The following is a 16,066-nucleotide window of genomic DNA, read 5'->3' on the forward strand; positions in this document are numbered from 1 at the left end:
TGATCACTTTCAAAATATATCCGGTAGAATCACCTGCATATTCACATAGCGTTGATAAATTTTGACATTTCTTTTAACATCTGCGATTTATATTGGTACAAGTGCTCTTATGGGTTACTGGCGTAAGGGCAACCAAATTTGTCCAAGAGGTGGTTGTCAGATGTTAAAAAGGTTTAGTCAAAAGAAACGCCGGTTATACACCATCAGTATCCTGGCTTTGGCCATGCTCCTGATTATCGCGCTGCTACCGTCCGGATTGATCGGCTTCAACTCCAAGATTAATCCGGTACAGGTTGCGCGCGCCGCCTCGTTCCCTTACTCGATCAGAGACATTGCACTTAATCCCGGAGCGGACGAAAGCAAGCTGAACTTCACCTGGCTAACACCCGGACTGCCGGCAGCCAGCATCGTGCAAATGGCCAAAAAGGCCGATATGAGCGGCAATGCTTTTCCGGAAGCCACCAAGGTGATGACCTTTACCGGTCAAGCCTCTCCGGCAACAACCGTTACCGACTCGGTCTACTATTCCAACAAAGCAACGGCCACCGGACTTGCCAACCAAACACAGTATGTATATCGTGTGGGAGACGGCAACGAAGACAATTGGAGCCCAATTTATAATTATACCACCCAAGATCCTACGAACTACACCCTCATGTTTGTCGGCGACCCCCAAATCGGTTCCTCAGGCAGCGTAACAAATGACACGTATGGCTGGACGAAGACACTGAAGCAAGCCGTTGGCAGTTTCCCCAATTTTAGCTTTATCATGTCCGCAGGCGATCAGATTGAGAATAAATCCAGCACGTCACTGGAAACGGAATATGATGCATTCGAGAGCCCCGAAATTCTGAGAAGTCTGCCAATAGCAACCGTTGTCGGCAATCATGATGTCAATGTAAATTACAAATACCATTACAACGTGCCTAACGAATCGACCCTGGGCATGATGAAGGACAACCGCAATAAAGACATTTTGACAGACAACACCTACGGCGGGGATTATTACTACACTTATGGCGATACGCTGTTCATGGTCCTTGATACCAACAACTCCAACGGGGCTGAGCATACCAAGTTCATGCAGGATACTGTGAAGGCCGTTCCCAATACCAAATGGAGAATTGTTACTTTTCACCATGACATTTACGGTGGCGGTCAAGCCCACTCCACTGAGCAAGTCATTCTCAACTTAAGAGCAGCGCTGTTCCCGACATTGGACGCTCTGGATGTGGATATGATCTTTATGGGCCATGACCACTCGTATGTCAGAACTTATGTTATGAATGGAGATAATGTGCAGGGCAGGCAGCTTGTGGACAGTCAGGGCAGAGACGTTAATCCCAATGGCTCCACCTACGTTACCGCCAACTCGGCAAGCGGAAGCAAATACTACGAATTGAACACTACTCCTGAGCGGTATTCAGCAAGCCGCAGCCAGCTGCATACGCCCACTTTCTCCACAATCAAAGTAACGCCATCCAGCCTTACGGTAGATACTTACCGGTCCGACACACTTGAGAAACTGGATACCTACGGGTTCGTAAAAGAAGCCGAGAGCGTAAAAATAAATTCCAATACAACACAGCAAAAGGATACCAGTGCAGCTATCAATTACTATTATGCCGTCAGTAACGCCAATGCTGTACAGAATCTCGATACCACCTTTACCTATGACAGTACAAAGATTAAATTTGAAGGCGCCGAGGCGGTAGCCTCAACACTGGGAAAACTGAACGTTGCAGCGACACCGGGTGAGGTGAAAATCAGTGCACATCCCGAAACGCCTTTCCGTTCGCAAGCATATGGCAAATACGAAGATTTGATTAAGCTCACATTCACTGCCGTGGATAAAAAGAATCCTACTGCCGCAAGCGTAAAACTTACAGCTTCCGCAATGACCACACAGAACAAACATAGCGCTATCCCGTCCAACATAGACGAAAATACTGCTGTCGTAACGGTAGGGACTCCAGTATCTGGAATTACACTCAGCAAGAGTACGCTTACCTTAATAACAGGTTCAACAGCAAACTTAACCGCAGCTGTAACACCAGCAGATGCGACGAATCCTGCAATCAACTGGATTACCAGTGACCCTGCTGTTGCAACTGTTGATGCAAACGGCAAAGTCACTGCCAAGCAGGCGGGAACAGCTAATATTATTGCCCAAGCGGCTGACGGCAGCAATGTTGCTGGCAGCAGTAAAGTCAGTGTGTATAACCAAAGCGGCAGCGGCGGCGGCGTTGTCCCAACAGCTTCTCCTACTGCTTCGCCAACAGCAACCGCCGCTCCAACAGCTACACCTGTCCCAAGTTCTGCGCCGGGAACCGGTGCAACTGCAGCACCCGGCAGCAGCACGAAAGTCTTCACCGATGTGCCTGGTTCTTACTGGGCAGCGGCAGCAATCAATGACTTAGTCTCCAAAGGAATTCTGAATGGAACCAGCGCCAACTCCTTTGAACCCGGCCGCAGTGTGTCTCGTGCAGAATTCACTGCAATGCTGGTCAGAGCTCTGGGACTCACCGATAAAACTGCGGTGGCATTTACAGATGTTAAGAGTGGAGACTGGTACGCGGACAGTGTGGCCGCAGCTGTGAAAGCAGGCATTGTCCAGGGAACCAGTGCTTCTGTGTTCGGAGCCAAGGCAAATATCACGCGCGAGGAAATGGTAACGATGCTGATGCGCGGTTACGAGAAGCTCCATGGCAAGGTATCGGCAGACTCCAGCTCCGCATTCAAAGACGAAGCACAAATCTCATCATGGGCAGCGGCATATGTAAAAAAAGCTGCTGCACTTGGCTTGGTAAACGGTCGTGCGGAAGGCGTCTTCCAGCCCCGTGGAATAACAACCCGAGGCGAAGCGGCTCAGGTCATTTATAACTTGTTGAATCAATAAGACATCAAATAAAGCAAAGAATTGCGGGAATACCGTTCGCATGAACGGTATTCCTGTTAATCGTTACAGGAGGAACAACGATGCCCCGTGTATATTCCTTTTTAAGATTTTCTTTTTGTCTGGCATCCATACTGGTGCTGCTTCTGATGCCTGCCATACCGAAAGCGGATGCCCACGCCTACAGTGCCGGATATGCTACATTGGAGTTATCCCAATCCGCAGTAGAGCTGACCTATGCGCTTGATGATTTGTCTGTCATCGAGCTTACTGGCGGCGACGATAATAAAAACGGCACACTTGAGCTGAATGAGTTCTCCGCGATACAGGATCAGCTTTTGTCCTTACTCAGCGACAATCTCCAAATAGAAATAAACAATCAGCCACAGGAATGGTCCGAGCTGCACAGCTTGACTCTGGAGCAGGAAGCAGGCACCGAAAAAGCAGTCCTGAAGGCCGCTTATCCTCCCATTGCCGCCTCCCAATCCATCTCCTTAATCGACAGCTTATATTCTCAGGATTCGGCAGCCAATTATGTGGATTTGCTTACGGTGAATTTCGGCAGCCAAAAAAACACGCAGGCGCTGTCCGGTAAATACCGGGAGTGGTCAATGCAACTAAGCGAAAAAGATTATAGTAGCCTGCCGCAAAATACACAGTCCCAGTCTACAAGCGAATCAGCAGAAACAGCATCATCTGAAGGTTCAGGTTCACCGGATGCTCTTTCCGGATGGTTTTCCTTTTTTAAGCTTGGAATGAATCATATTCTGGGCGGTTATGATCACTTGCTGTTCCTTTTCTCCCTGCTTATTGCCAGACAAACCTTCAAACAATATGCGGCCATGATTACCGCGTTCACAGTTGCACACAGTATTACCTTAACCTTGACCGTCCTCGGCATTGTCAATGTATCCCCAAGAATCGTTGAGCCGGCAATTGCGCTAAGCATTTGCTTCGTTGCCGTAGACAACATTATACGCAAAGAGGTCAGCTACCGCTGGGTGCTGACGTTTGTGTTCGGCCTGATTCACGGTATGGGCTTCGCCGATATTCTCAAAGAGATGCATCTGCCCAAAAGCCAGCTGGCTGTGGATCTGGTCAGCTTCAACCTGGGCATCGAAGCCGTTCAGATCATCCTGATCGCCATTCTTCTGCCTTTGCTCGTCCTTCTTCATAAATGGAAGTTTTCAAGACGCGCGGTGCTGACAGGTTCGTCTTTAGCCTTTTTATTAGGGGGTGTCTGGCTAATTCAGCGGCTGGTGCTGGCCTAAAGAATGATCGTTATGCTATCATGCGAGCAGCCCGCCTATCCTATGGATAGAGCGGGCTGCTCGCAGTTTCACCTTTAATAATAGAAAATGTTATTTGCTCAGTTTCGCTACACTTGCAGCCACTTTCTCAAGCTGGGCTTTGCTCAGCGCTTTGTCCGGTGAGCTCAGAGTGACGTAGCGGTCATCCAGCTTAAAGGTAAGCATCGGGATATCCGAAGGAGTATACCATTTGGCTGCTGCACCAGTCGAAAGCTTCACTGTAGTACCGTTATACTCGTAGGAGTAATCCCGCGGCGAGATATCTACGTTCATGTGGCTGAAGAGGAATCTTACGCCATCGGAGCCTTCGGCAGCCTTTTGGAAGGCGTCTCCGCTGATCATTTGCATCGGTGCATAGGCGGTCTCGAAGCCCTGGAAGGCGGAGAATGCCTTGGTGATGGCTTCTTTTTGCGCGGCACTGTACTGGATGGTGGCCAAAGTAACCGCTGAACCGTTACCCGGTGCTGCTGATCCTGCTGCCGAACCCAGAATGACCTGATTGGTTGAAGGATTGAAAGTTACCGGCACCTTAAGCGCATCCGCCATCGCCCGGACAGGCAGGTAAGTTGTATCATTATAAGTGATTGGTGCAAGCGTCTTGCCATTATTATCTACCGGAGTGTATGCGGCTCCGTTTACTGTAAATCCAATGCTGTGATTCAGATACGCGCTAATCTTCTGCATGTTGGTTCCTGCATATACCCCCGCCGAGCCTGTAACTGCCATTCCGAATACCATGGTTGCTATGATCATTTTTTTGCTTTTCATTATAATCGTCTCCTTGTAAGTTCGTTTGTGTGTTCCTTGCTATAGATACATTTAATCATGAACTTGTTTCCAACTTGTATCGTGATTGTAAAGAAGTAATTCCAAGCCAGTGTCCGTTTTTCTTGAGAAAAAACCCGCCTATTCATAATGAATAGTGCGGGCTGTGGCCTAGCTCATGGTAATCCCAATGCTACCGGCGGCGGCCAGGAACCGGGATATTATAGACTTCGGTATACAGGATATCCCGGAACATCCGGAATTCCTGCAGCGTCACCTGCCGGGGATAGGTCATGATTCTCAGAGGCAGATCGGCTTGCCCCTCGCGCAGCGGAGGCTGCACATAATCAAAAGGATTAAGATGAAAGCCCAGGCGCTCGTAAAAGACGATTCTGCGCTCTGCAAGCTTATTTTCCGGTGGCTCCACCTCCAGCACAACAGGCTTGTCCGTAAGGGCGAGATACGTCTGCATCAGCTTCTTGCCAATCCCGCCTCCGCGGATCTCGGGGTTGACCGCAAGATGCTCGACAAACCGCAGCTCCGGGAATTCCCATGCGGCCAGGAAGGCCTGAATGCGGTTCTCCGTATCCAGCTCGGTATGCAGCTGGTAATGAGGATGGCTGAGCAACGACTTTTGTCCACTGAAGGTTCTGATTTCAGTGACAGGAAAAGAAGCTTCCATAATGGTATAAATCTCTTCAAAGGCTGTAGGGTTCATGGTCATCTTCCTGCTTTCTGGATAGTTGCCGGTTAGCGGCTGAAGGTTCCTGGCTTGGCTTACCCTTAATGGTATTGGGTATAACCGTAAGCAAAAGATTAGGGAGGGAGCAAGCCATGCCGCCGCTTGGTGGCTTTTTCCACTATTATAGAAGGTTGCCCTGGACAAGTTGTTTCAATTTTGTATAATTTCCCACGAACCCTTCCCTAATCAGGATTGCGGCTATTTCGAAACCGTAGTGCCATGATGCTCTTCCTTTCTGGGGCCTATACATTTCTGCATGATAGCCAAAAATAGTCACAGAACATTCTCTACTGTTCCCCTCCAGTTTAGCACCTGGTACTAGGAGAACGTGCTATACTATACCTATTGAAAAAACATCACGTTTATATTAGGAGAGATTCATTTTGGACAATCAGCATTGGATTGCACCTGAATTCTACAATCTCACTTCGGAAATGGAGCATCATCCAGCCGATAAGATTGCACTTAAGTGGCTACAAGAGAACGGCAATTACGAAGAAATCACTTACGGTGAGCTTATGAAGCAGGCCAACCGCCTTGCCGGCGGGCTGTCCGGTCTAGGCCTGAAGCAAGGTGACCGTGTACTTGTTATGGTTCCGCGCCGGATTATCGCTTATGTCATTTATCTGGCCTGCCTAAAGCTTGGGCTCGCTGTTATTCCTTCCTCCGAAATGCTGCGGGCCAAGGATCTGGCCTACCGGCTGCGTCATTCCGAAGCCAGTGCGGTCATTGTCTGGTCTGAAGTGACCGGCGAAGTCAATAAAATCACCGATGATCTGCCGGCACTTGATTACCGTCTCTCGGTTGGCGGGAGTGAAGAAGTACTTGGCAGCGGGTGGACTGATCTGGAGGGCCTGATGGATGGGCAGCCAGAGAGTTTCACAGCTGTAGCGAGCCGCCGCGATGATATCGCAATTCTGGCTTATACCTCGGGGACAACCGGCAATCCCAAGGCTGTGGTTCATACGCATGGCTGGGGTTACGCACATCTGAGAATTGTCTCTTCGCTCTGGTTCGATATCCGTGAGTCCGATACTGTCTGGGCTACAGCCGCACCGGGCTGGCAGAAATGGATCTGGAGTCCGTTCCTCACTGTTCTAGGCAACGGCGCAACCGGTTTTGTCTACAACGGACCTTTCCATCCGGAACGTTATTTGCAACTGCTGCAGGATCAGGGAATTCAGGTATTATGCTGTACGCCTACCGAATACCGCTTAATGGCCAAGACCGAAGGTCTGCCGCACTATGATCTGTCGAAGCTGCGCTGCGCCGTATCCGCAGGTGAGCCGCTCAACCAGGAGGTCATCAACACCTTCCAGGAGCATTTCGATATTACTATCCGCGACGGCTACGGGCAGACGGAGAGCACGCTGATTATTGCGGCACTCAAGGATGAACCGATCCGTGTCGGCTCCATGGGCAAATCCATAGCTCCCGGCCTTGTCGAGGTCATTGACGAAGAAGGGAACCTGCTGCCTGCAGGAGTCGTTGGAGATATTGCCGTACACTTAAGCATGCCAGCCTTGTTCCAGAACTATTACAAAGACCCTGAACGCAAGGTGAACTGCTCGCATGGAGAGTATTTTGTCACCGGAGACCGGGCGCACAAGGATGAGGACGGCTACTTCTGGTTCGAAGGCCGTGGCGATGACATCATCATCAGTTCGGGATATACCATCGGACCGTTTGAAGTGGAAGAAGCCCTGATGAAGCATACCCTGGTCAAGGAATGCGCCGTGGTGGCCAGTCCTGACGAGATTCGCGGCTCGATTGTCAAAGCCTTTGTTGTACTGAAGGACAATGTTACGGGTACACCAGAATTGGTCAAAGAGCTGCAGTCCCATGTAAAAGAGTGGACGGCCCCTTACAAATACCCGCGCAAAATTGAATTTATCGCGGATCTCCCGAAAACCGCCTCCGGCAAGATCCGGCGCGTGGAACTGCGGGAGCAGGAAAAAAAGGCTGCGCAGGAATAACCGCTTCACCGGCTATAGCATAAACACGGCAAGTTGCTTCTATAAATAATAAAGCGGGTGTCTTCCTCTATATGGAAGACACCCGTTTTTTGTATACGTGAGATAAATTGAACCTCTTTAATAACGAATTGAAATTTTCGTCCGCTGTGTTCTTCTGCCAGGAAATCATTCCGACCAATAGTTGGCCGACGGATTCAGTGCTGCGCCAACTTCCCCTTCGAGAACCAGATCACAGTCCAAATAGCCTTCCTCATCCAGAAAATACACATCCTGCTTGTAAAATTCGCAAAGCGTCTCCAGGAACTTCTCCGGGGAATCGTACATTACCACCAGGTCGCCGTAGTCATGCAGCAGGTCGCAGATCCGCTCGGTTCCGTCCTCACTCTGCAAATAGCAGATAAAATCACTACCGTAGTTGGTCAGGACGGGCAGAACGGTTCCTCCGCCGCTGTATCCCTTTTCTTCCAGAATACTTCTCAGCACCTGGATTTCCTGCGCATACTCCTGAATATGAATCAGCCGGTAGCCCGGAATGAATTCGATCAGACTTGGCTCTTCTTCGTTGCTGCTGGTACCCGAAACCTGGCTGTAGATGGCCTCCAAAAGCCCTGGCACAGCCGGTACGATGTCGCTGATCGCCGGGCCCCCGGCCGTTCCCCCGCTCCCTAAGCTGGCAATGTAGTTCGGGCGCAGTCCGGCAGACAGCTGAAGAAACTCCTGAAATAAGCGTGTTAATGGTTCAGTAGATGAATTGTTAAGCATGTTGTCATCCTTTGCATGATTAGTTTTTGAGAACCGTCAAAAAACGGAGCGATAGGGAATCCTCCCCGTCTCTCCGCTCTATGGCCTTACCTATTTAGTGGCTGAAGCCCACAATTTCTGCAGCCAGGCGTCAAAATCTTCGCCCTTCTCGCCTTCATAAGCATCATAGACGTCAATCCGCATCTTTTTCAGCTTTTCCTTGAACTCTTCATAGGAATGGTCCCTTGGAAGGCTCTTCTTGACGCGCAGCACAATCTTGGATACACCTCTGAACAGCTCCGCTTTGTTCTTCGAAGGCACGGTAACCTCTTCACCGAAGGCCTTCAGCTTCGCATATGCAGCTTCTTGGACGGTATATACAGGATCGCTGATCATCAGACGATTCAGAATATCAATAATTTGTTTATGGTTGAAGCGGCCAAGCTCCTCCACGGCCTCAAGACGCGCTCTCCAATCGGCAGAGCGTCCGGCAGCCTTCTTCAGTTCCTCGTAATTCTCCGGCAGCCCGTTATTCAATTCTTCATTATTCAAACGTTACAATCCCCTTCTTGGTTAAATCTGCTGGTCGTATAGTGCAATTCTACCGTACTGCACTCCTTGATTTCAATCTTTTACACCAATATTAATACGAAGTGAAAAAAACATCCTGCAGAATGGTCTTCGCCTTCTTCAGACTACGTTCATCCAGTTGACGGAGCATAGCTGTAATCTGCTGCAGCTCCGGGGATTCTCCTGTAAACAACGGCTCCTCCGCAGCGGCAGAATGCTGCCCTGCAAACTTAGCGGCAATGGTTTCCGGTTCCGTCCATGTCGCTTCCATCGTATCCTCAAGCCCACGGATGATGAAGGACAGTTCCTCCTCAGTGTATCTTTCCAGGAAAAGCTGGATGCCAATATTCATTTGCCGGTGCAGCGCCTGGTGAAGCTCAAAGACTTCCCGGCCTAACGCAGTCGTGCGGAACAGCACTTCCTTCTTGTTATCCGGCAAAAATTCCGTGCTGATGATTCCTTTCTCCAGCAGCCTCCGGGTGACCTTTGACACACTGCCCTTGGGAATGCCGAACTCTTTCGAAATGGAGGCTCCATTGACCGGCTCCAGCTTACCGATTGCGTCTATGACATGCAACATCATCACCGTAGACTCCTGCAGAAACTCAATGACAAGAGGATTGTTGCAATTGCGGATCATCCAACGCCGCTCGTCATCATCCTCCGTTTGAAAATGCTTCTGAAGTTTAGACGCTGACTCCATTAGATTATGAATGAGAAGCTGCTTAGAGGTGATGCTTGCACGTTCTGGGGAATAAGGCACAGCAGGGTTCCCTCCTAAAAATACTTTCAAAGCCTACGCTTTAAATTCTGTGGCACTTGCTGAATCCAGTGTAGCAACAAACGGAACATAAATAAAGTTTCCAGGAAATATTATTGACACCATAGAAACCAGCATATATTATTGTATCCAAGAAACATAAATGTAATTCACGAAACAATAAACCCAAAGGAGTACTGCTCATGAGAATTGCTATTATTTTCGATCATCCATACGGGGCTGGAGCTTCCGCAAATATCCCTCACGCCCGAAGCTATTCCGCCGCCCTCCTGGCTTCCGTTATGCGCGGTCTGGCCTTGAACCACCATGAGGTGGATCTCATGGATCTTCATGCCGACGGTTTCAATCCGGTGATCTCTGCTGCAGAGCTTGCCGCCTGGAGACAGGGAAAGACGCTTGACCCGCTTGCCGCTGACTACCAGAAGCGTATAATCGCCGCCGATCATCTGATCTTCATTTTTCCAATCTGGTGGGAATGTATGCCCGCTACTACGAAGGGTTTTCTTGACAAAGTATTTGTTAAGGGGACAATCTATCATGAACCGAAGCCGGGACGGCCGTTCTCCCACCTGCTGCCGAAGCTTACAGGCGTCTCCCTGCTGACTGTGATGAGTACTCCGGACACGATCTACCGATGGTTCTTCGGCAACCCCGTCACCAAAGTTCTCTTCCGCGGCACCTTCCGCAAGATGGGTATCCACAAACTCCGCTGGTACAATTATACCAGTATGGAGAGACGCAGCCCGCAAGCGCGTGAACACTATCTGCAGAAAACCGAGCAGCGGTTCGCCCGGCTGTAGTTTGTGACATTGGTTGTCTAGCCGACTACTCCCGGTACCAGCCGGGAATCGTTCTACGGAATTGGTCATAGTCCTTCAGAGCGAGTCGGCAGCGTTCCATCATGTCCTGAATGTCGGCTTCGCCGTAAGGAATCGACCACTTTATGGAATACAGCGAGGTATACGCCACATACAGCGCCTGTCTTTTCCAGAAATCCTCCGGTGGCGGCCCTCCGAAATAGCCCTCCAGCTTGCCCTTAGCAAAAGGGATGCTCTGCTCCCTGTCGAAGAACTGTATTTTATAGAATTCCTCCGCATAATCTCCAATGTCCCAGCGGTTGAAATCTATAACGCCAATCCTTCCTTCAGTCGTGTAAATCTGGTTGCCTACATGGAAATCACCGTGATGATGCACCTTCTCCACATTATGGATCTCGCTGATGTTCTGCCGAACGAAGGCAATTACTTGCTGATCCCCCTCCAGGTGGTACGGGCATTCTTCGTATTCCTTGATCCTTGAGAGAATCTTGGCCTGCATCTCCGCTTCATAGTGGGGGAGCTTCTCTTGCTGCAACTCCCAAAATCAACAGCCCGGGACATCGGGAAGTCCAATTCATTAAAGCTGCGGATCGCTTCATATTCCCGCTGTTTACGCTCAAGCGAAGCACCCGGTGAAAGTCTCAGCAGCAATCTGCGCCCCGCCAGATCCTCGACATAAAACTTCCGGTCACTCGACCAGCCTTTCAGCACGGGTTCTACCGTTGACCACGACTCGGCCCCCGGTATCCCGCGTATAGCATTTATCATTTCCTCACATCCTTCCAGGAGTTTTTTGAATGTTCATCACTTATGCTCCCATCATGACCTTTCACTGATTTAGATCAGCGGTACTCAACAACTATAAAGAAAACTTTAGCACGAAGTCCTGGCAGAGATATGCTAAGCTCAAGATATTGAGCCCTTAACAGGCTTCTATCCGAACCGAGAGGAAGTATCGACCATGGAGCTTTTTATTTCTCAGACATCCCTCCCTGCCGACAAAACCTATGTATCAGACAAAATGAGAGAGTTTAACTGGAGGCATTTCCCTGATTCCTTAAAAGACAGGTACCAGGAAGTACAGCTGTTTCTAAAAAATGCGGATGGCGTGAATTACGGTGGCCTCACCGGTGAAATCTGCTGGAACTGGCTGGAGGTGCACTACCTGTTCGTGGACGAGGCCTGCCGCAAAACCGGCTATGGAAGCCTGCTGATCGCAGAGGCTGAATCCCTCGCCCGTTCCAAAGGCTGCGATTTCATCAAGCTGGACACCTTAAGCTTTCAAGCGTTGGATTTTTACCTGAAACACGGTTTCGAGGTGTACGGGACCCTTCCCAATGCCGGAGGCTTCAGCCACTATTACCTGAAAAAGGATCTCTAAGCGGCGGTTCTTCTACTTTTCAAACAGACTGCCCGTACCCGTACATTATCGCCACCAGCAACACCGCCACCAGAATGCCCGGCAGCAGATTAGCCACCTTGATCTTGGTAATCCCCAACAGATTGAGGCCGATAGCCATGATCATCACCCCGCCAGCTGCTGTCATCTCTGTAATTATGCTGCTCATCAAGGCATCGGGAACGAACCGGGTAATCTGTGTAGCACACAGGGCAATGGCTCCTTCATAGAGAAAAACGGGGATCGCAGAGAACAAGACACCCATTCCCAAAGTTGAGGTCAGTATAATGGAAATAAATCCGTCCATGATAGCTTTGGTATACAGAATCTGATGATCCCCTTTCATCCCGCTGTCGAGTGCGCCCAGAATGGCCATTGCCCCCACCACGAACACCAGACTTGCGGTGACAAAACCAAGAGACAGGCTCCCTTGTTCACCTGAACCTATCTTAAGCTCCAGCCATTCGCCTACCCGGTTGAACTTCTCATCCAGATCTATCCATTCACCTGCCACAGCTCCGATGACGAGACTCAGGATGACGATCAGGAAGTTTCCGCTTTTGAAGCCCATCTGAATCCCCAGAACAATAATGGCAAGGCCAATCGCCTGCATCACTGTGTTTTTCATACTCTCCGGTATCCGCTGCAGCAGCTTGCCCAGGAGTGTTCCTGCAATAATCGCAATACCGTTAACTATAGCGCCTAATAGTACCATCTCTTTCGCTCTTCTCCCACATTTGCGTATTCATTGATCCGAGCACTCTCACTAGTCTACCAACTACCTTGACTGCGTCAATAGTCTATCTTCATGTTATAGTTCAGGAAATTGACAATTTTCAGGTTTCGATGGTACGCTCAAAGTGCGTTCTTTAAACCGAACAGATTACAGAACGAAGCGTTACAAATTCAAGTAAGGAGATCTCCTATGAATGACGGGTATGGCCTGGATACAAAGAGCTTTTCCAAAGAGCTTCGGCTTCTTTTAGAAGTCCTTAACACGGACGACATCGATGACACCGCCAAACAGAATCGACAGCTGTTCATGGATATCGACTGGGAGCTATGGGTACGGTTGTCCCTGCATCATCGGGTATTTCCTTATATTTATCCCAAACTTAGCCGGATGCGTGAAGAGCATGTGCCCCCGGAGGTAACCGAGCGATTGAAACGGGAATACCGCAGAAATACTGTGCAAATGCTCCAGCTCAGCGGGGAAATGGGCTATATCGGGGAGGAGCTTGCGAAGCTGCAGATCCGTTCCCTGTTCCTGAAAGGACCGGTGCTTGCCCAGGAGCTGTATGGCGAAATCTCGCTGCGCACCTCGCGTGATCTCGATTTTATCGTACCGATGGCACAGCTGGCTGAAACGGAATCACTGCTTCTCCGCCTTGGTTATGTCAAGGAGGAAGACTTCGAAAGTATACTGGGAGACTGGAAATGGCGGGAGCATCACACCACGTTCAATCATCCGGACAAAGGCATTAAGGTGGAGGTGCATTGGCGCCTCAGTCCCGGTCCCTCCACAGAGCCGGATTTCGACGAGCTGTGGAAACATGCACGGACGAGCAGCCACTTCGGGCACAATGTCCATTATTTGGGCAGCGAAGACTTATTTCTTTTTCTGGCGGCCCATGGCGCACGCCATGGCTGGTCGAGACTGAGATGGCTGCTGGATATCCGTCAGCTACTGCTCCAAAAGCCCGATACCGGCAAACTGACCGCACTGCTGCGGCGGTACCATTACAACGATGTCGGCGGACAGGCGCTTCTGCTTGCTGCCGATCTGCTGGCTGCGCCAGTTGAGCCTGCGCTGGCCAGCCTCGCGGAGCGGCCCAAGGCGCGGCGGATTGCCGGGCTTTCGCTTTTCTATGTCGCGCGTATGATCAATCTGCACAATCCTCCCCTGGAGCCGGAGGTAGAGCGCCATTACAAATATTATCAGCCGGCGATCCTGACGCGCTGGCATCAGTTTCTGTACATCATCGGCTTTCTGTACCCTTATGCGGCAGATGCCAAGACGTTGCCGCTGCCAAAGAAGCTGCATGTGCTCTACTTCCCTTTGCGCCCTTTTTTGTGGACTTGGCGCAAGGTTAGCGGCAGAACGGAATAATAGCCATACCGCGCCGATGGCCGCACGGTATGGCTGTGAAATAGAGATACTCCCTTTCAACGCACCAATAAAAAGGATACTCCTGCACTTTGTGCGGAAGTATCCTTTTTTTATACCCATTTATTTCATTAGAACGCCGAACCTGCTGCACCACTCTAACCTTACATGGCCTCTTCCTGGCTGCTGAGCAGACGGCTGAACATGCCGCCTTTTTCCGAGGCCAGGCCGCTGAATACTCCCTGCTGGATGACACGGCCCTGGTCGATGACCAGAATCTGATCCGCTCCCCGGATCGTCGACAACCGGTGTGCAATGACGATGACTGTGACCGTCGCCTTCAAACGCTCCAGCGCCTCCTGAATCCGCTTCTCGTTCTCGGTATCCAGTGCACTCGTCGCTTCGTCCAGCACCAGGATGGACGGCTTGCGGATGATCGCCCGTGCCAGCACGAGACGCTGCCGCTCTCCGCCTGAAAGACGGACGCCGCGGTCACCGAGCAGTGTGTCCAATCCCTGAGGCAGCTTACGGACAAAATCGGCTGACGAAGCGAATTCCAGCGCCTCCCATAGCTCATCCTCACTTGCATCCGGCTTGATCATCGTCAGATTGTCACGGATCGTGGCGTTATACAGAAAAGGGTCCTGCGCTACATAGCCTATAGAACGCCGGTAAGGCAGAAGCCTCTCTCCAGTGACCGGCTGCCCGTCTGCCAGAATCTCCCCCGATTCCGGCTGCATCAGTCCCATGAGCAGGTCCACCAGCGTGCTTTTCCCTGCACCCGAACGTCCTACAATGGCAGTCATACGGTTAGCCGGGATCACCACGTTCACACCGCGCAGCGAGTACTCCTGCTCTTGCGGGTTGTAGCGGAAATCCACATTGCGCGCCTCCAGACTATGCTTAAGCATCATAGGGGCAACGACAGCTCTGGATTCCTGCGCGCCATGCTCCGCAGCCTGCAGACATTCTTCCTGCAGCAGCTGCAATTGCTTGAAGGAAGGCAGCACGGAAGCAAGCTGCTCCAGCAGCGTCTGAAGCGCGGAGAAGGTCGGCCACAGCCGGGCGAACACCAGAATCACCAGGAGCAGATAAGGTCCCTCCACATGCAGAAAACGGAACGACACGAAGATGAACATCGCGATCAGCAGCGTAGATGACATTTTATACAGCAGCTGGGAATTCGTGCGCAGCCGCGTATAATCCAGCTGCTCCTGTTTGACCTCACCGGTGAATTCATGCATCCAGCCCAGCCGGGAATCCTCCAGATTGTTGCTTTTGATATCCTTGATGCCGTTCAATTGATCCGTAATCCCGGCCAGATACTGCTTGCCCAGCTCGGAGCTCCGGCTGCCCAGCCTCTTCGCCTTGCGGATAAACCGGCGGGAGAACAAGGATAGCAGAATCGCGCAGACCAGTACGGCAAGCGTCATTTGAGGAGACAGCCAGAACGCGAAGCCAATCTGCACCAGCGTGAACAGCAGCGAAGTCAGGAACTGCAGGAAAGCGCTGATCCCCGCAAGCACCCTCGCGAGCTCGGTCGTCATTACATTGATCAGGTCAGAGGTGCGTTTTTTCAGAAAAAAAGACCATTCGGCCCGCAGCAATGCACTGTACACTTCATACCGCAGCTGCCGGCTGTAGGTCTGCTGAATATCGACGTTCCGGATAGCTACAAAACGGGTGATCAGATTCTGGGAAAGTACAATGAATACATACCCGCCAAGCACCAGCGCAAGCGCTTCGGTCTGAGGCAGGTCTGATATGAAACCGAGCATAGGCAGGTCGAGGCCTGCCGTTTTTCCGCCAAGCTGAATGCCGGCCATGCCCAGCATGGGCACCAGCAGCAGAACGGCAGAGCTCTCCAGCAGGCCGCTGATCCCCATACCGAGCAGATTTAGATACAGTTTGACTCCGGACAAGCGCTGAAGCTGCCGGATGTAGTACATTATCGCTTGCAT

15 protein-coding genes are annotated in these 16,066 nt (G+C 50.8%); 6 read left to right on the forward strand and 9 right to left on the reverse strand.

The window, feature by feature from the left end:
- Window positions 1–160: 160 nt before the first annotated feature.
- Both A3842_RS21035 and A3842_RS21040 read left to right on the forward strand, forming a co-directional pair.
- Window positions 161–2,899: an S-layer homology domain-containing protein gene (locus A3842_RS21035; RefSeq protein WP_074102622.1), complete on the forward strand. Its 2,739-nt coding sequence runs from the start codon at window positions 161–163 to the stop codon at window positions 2,897–2,899.
- A gap of 80 nt (window positions 2,900–2,979) precedes the next feature.
- Window positions 2,980–4,167, forward strand: coding sequence for a HupE/UreJ family protein (locus A3842_RS21040; protein WP_074102623.1), 1,188 nt, complete (start codon window positions 2,980–2,982; stop codon window positions 4,165–4,167).
- A gap of 90 nt (window positions 4,168–4,257) precedes the next feature.
- Here the strand turns inward: A3842_RS21040 and A3842_RS21045 are convergent, their stop codons facing one another.
- Window positions 4,258–4,974: a stalk domain-containing protein gene (locus A3842_RS21045; protein ID WP_074102624.1), complete on the reverse strand. Its 717-nt coding sequence runs from the start codon at window positions 4,972–4,974 to the stop codon at window positions 4,258–4,260.
- A gap of 190 nt (window positions 4,975–5,164) precedes the next feature.
- A complete protein-coding gene (locus A3842_RS21050; protein WP_074102625.1) occupies window positions 5,165–5,689 on the reverse strand; it encodes a GNAT family N-acetyltransferase in 525 nt (174 codons plus the stop codon).
- A 404-nt stretch (window positions 5,690–6,093) separates the two neighbouring features.
- Here A3842_RS21050 and A3842_RS21055 point away from each other — a divergent pair, with 404 nt between their 5' ends.
- Window positions 6,094–7,689 carry an acetate--CoA ligase gene (locus A3842_RS21055; protein ID WP_074102626.1) on the forward strand — a complete coding sequence of 532 codons (1,596 nt, stop codon included), beginning with the start codon at window positions 6,094–6,096 and terminating at the stop codon, window positions 7,687–7,689.
- A 165-nt stretch (window positions 7,690–7,854) separates the two neighbouring features.
- Here the strand turns inward: A3842_RS21055 and A3842_RS21060 are convergent, their stop codons facing one another.
- From A3842_RS21060 to A3842_RS21070, 3 genes are all read right to left on the reverse strand, one after another.
- Window positions 7,855–8,451 carry a hypothetical protein gene (locus tag A3842_RS21060; protein ID WP_074102627.1) on the reverse strand — a complete coding sequence of 199 codons (597 nt, stop codon included), beginning with the start codon at window positions 8,449–8,451 and terminating at the stop codon, window positions 7,855–7,857.
- A gap of 90 nt (window positions 8,452–8,541) precedes the next feature.
- On the reverse strand, window positions 8,542–8,982 hold the full coding sequence (locus A3842_RS21065; protein WP_074084378.1) for a HEAT repeat domain-containing protein: 441 nt from the start codon (window positions 8,980–8,982) through the stop codon (window positions 8,542–8,544).
- A gap of 91 nt (window positions 8,983–9,073) precedes the next feature.
- The gene (locus A3842_RS21070; RefSeq protein WP_074102628.1) at window positions 9,074–9,763 is read right to left on the reverse strand and encodes a winged helix DNA-binding protein; all 690 of its coding nucleotides are present in this window, start codon (window positions 9,761–9,763) and stop codon (window positions 9,074–9,076) included.
- 200 nt (window positions 9,764–9,963) lie between these two features.
- Here A3842_RS21070 and A3842_RS21075 point away from each other — a divergent pair, with 200 nt between their 5' ends.
- Complete coding sequence (locus tag A3842_RS21075) at window positions 9,964–10,581, forward strand: NAD(P)H-dependent oxidoreductase (RefSeq protein ID WP_074102629.1); 618 nt, start codon at window positions 9,964–9,966, stop codon at window positions 10,579–10,581.
- Window positions 10,582–10,606: 25 nt separating this feature from the next.
- Here A3842_RS21075 and A3842_RS31600 read toward each other — a convergent pair whose 3' ends face one another.
- Together A3842_RS31600 and A3842_RS32130 are read right to left on the reverse strand one after the other, a co-directional pair.
- The gene (locus A3842_RS31600; RefSeq protein ID WP_083609677.1) at window positions 10,607–11,098 is read right to left on the reverse strand and encodes an aminoglycoside phosphotransferase family protein; all 492 of its coding nucleotides are present in this window, start codon (window positions 11,096–11,098) and stop codon (window positions 10,607–10,609) included.
- Window positions 11,023–11,367 carry a phosphotransferase gene (locus A3842_RS32130; protein WP_143186331.1) on the reverse strand — a complete coding sequence of 115 codons (345 nt, stop codon included), beginning with the start codon at window positions 11,365–11,367 and terminating at the stop codon, window positions 11,023–11,025. The genes A3842_RS31600 and A3842_RS32130 overlap by 76 nt, the downstream gene beginning before the upstream one ends.
- A gap of 193 nt (window positions 11,368–11,560) precedes the next feature.
- Here A3842_RS32130 and A3842_RS21085 point away from each other — a divergent pair, with 193 nt between their 5' ends.
- Window positions 11,561–11,980, forward strand: coding sequence for a GNAT family N-acetyltransferase (locus A3842_RS21085; RefSeq protein WP_074102630.1), 420 nt, complete (start codon window positions 11,561–11,563; stop codon window positions 11,978–11,980).
- Window positions 11,981–11,999: 19 nt separating this feature from the next.
- On the opposite strand, the gene A3842_RS21090 is transcribed toward A3842_RS21085, so the two are convergent.
- Window positions 12,000–12,713: a DUF554 domain-containing protein gene (locus tag A3842_RS21090; RefSeq protein ID WP_074102631.1), complete on the reverse strand. Its 714-nt coding sequence runs from the start codon at window positions 12,711–12,713 to the stop codon at window positions 12,000–12,002.
- A 210-nt stretch (window positions 12,714–12,923) separates the two neighbouring features.
- Here A3842_RS21090 and A3842_RS21095 point away from each other — a divergent pair, with 210 nt between their 5' ends.
- Entirely contained in the window at window positions 12,924–14,108 is a 1,185-nt protein-coding gene (locus tag A3842_RS21095) for a nucleotidyltransferase domain-containing protein (protein ID WP_074102632.1), read from the forward strand.
- A 161-nt stretch (window positions 14,109–14,269) separates the two neighbouring features.
- Here A3842_RS21095 and A3842_RS21100 read toward each other — a convergent pair whose 3' ends face one another.
- Window positions 14,270–16,066, reverse strand: a complete 1,797-nt coding sequence (locus A3842_RS21100; RefSeq protein ID WP_074102633.1) for an ABC transporter ATP-binding protein — start codon at window positions 16,064–16,066, stop codon at window positions 14,270–14,272.

The organism is Paenibacillus sp. P3E (assembly GCF_001909045.1).
Taxonomy (GTDB): domain Bacteria; phylum Bacillota; class Bacilli; order Paenibacillales; family Paenibacillaceae; genus Paenibacillus_AQ; species Paenibacillus_AQ helianthi.

Excerpts from the sequence above, each read along its gene's own strand:
- A3842_RS21035 (WP_074102622.1), top strand. The coding sequence starts at position 161 with ATGTTAAAAAGGTTTAGTCAAAAGAAACGCCGGTTATACACCATCAGT.
- A3842_RS21040 (WP_074102623.1), top strand. The coding sequence starts at position 2,980 with ATGCCCCGTGTATATTCCTTTTTAAGATTTTCTTTTTGTCTGGCATCC.
- A3842_RS21045 (WP_074102624.1), bottom strand. The coding sequence starts at position 4,974 with ATGAAAAGCAAAAAAATGATCATAGCAACCATGGTATTCGGAATGGCA.
- A3842_RS21050 (WP_074102625.1), bottom strand. The coding sequence starts at position 5,689 with ATGAACCCTACAGCCTTTGAAGAGATTTATACCATTATGGAAGCTTCT.
- A3842_RS21060 (WP_074102627.1), bottom strand. The coding sequence starts at position 8,451 with ATGCTTAACAATTCATCTACTGAACCATTAACACGCTTATTTCAGGAG.
- A3842_RS21075 (WP_074102629.1), top strand. The coding sequence starts at position 9,964 with ATGAGAATTGCTATTATTTTCGATCATCCATACGGGGCTGGAGCTTCC.
- A3842_RS31600 (WP_083609677.1), bottom strand. The coding sequence starts at position 11,098 with ATGCAGGCCAAGATTCTCTCAAGGATCAAGGAATACGAAGAATGCCCG.
- A3842_RS32130 (WP_143186331.1), bottom strand. The coding sequence starts at position 11,367 with ATGATAAATGCTATACGCGGGATACCGGGGGCCGAGTCGTGGTCAACG.
- A3842_RS21085 (WP_074102630.1), top strand. The coding sequence starts at position 11,561 with ATGGAGCTTTTTATTTCTCAGACATCCCTCCCTGCCGACAAAACCTAT.
- A3842_RS21090 (WP_074102631.1), bottom strand. The coding sequence starts at position 12,713 with ATGGTACTATTAGGCGCTATAGTTAACGGTATTGCGATTATTGCAGGA.
- A3842_RS21095 (WP_074102632.1), top strand. The coding sequence starts at position 12,924 with ATGAATGACGGGTATGGCCTGGATACAAAGAGCTTTTCCAAAGAGCTT.
- A3842_RS21100 (WP_074102633.1), bottom strand. The coding sequence starts at position 16,066 with ATGCAAGCGATAATGTACTACATCCGGCAGCTTCAGCGCTTGTCCGGA.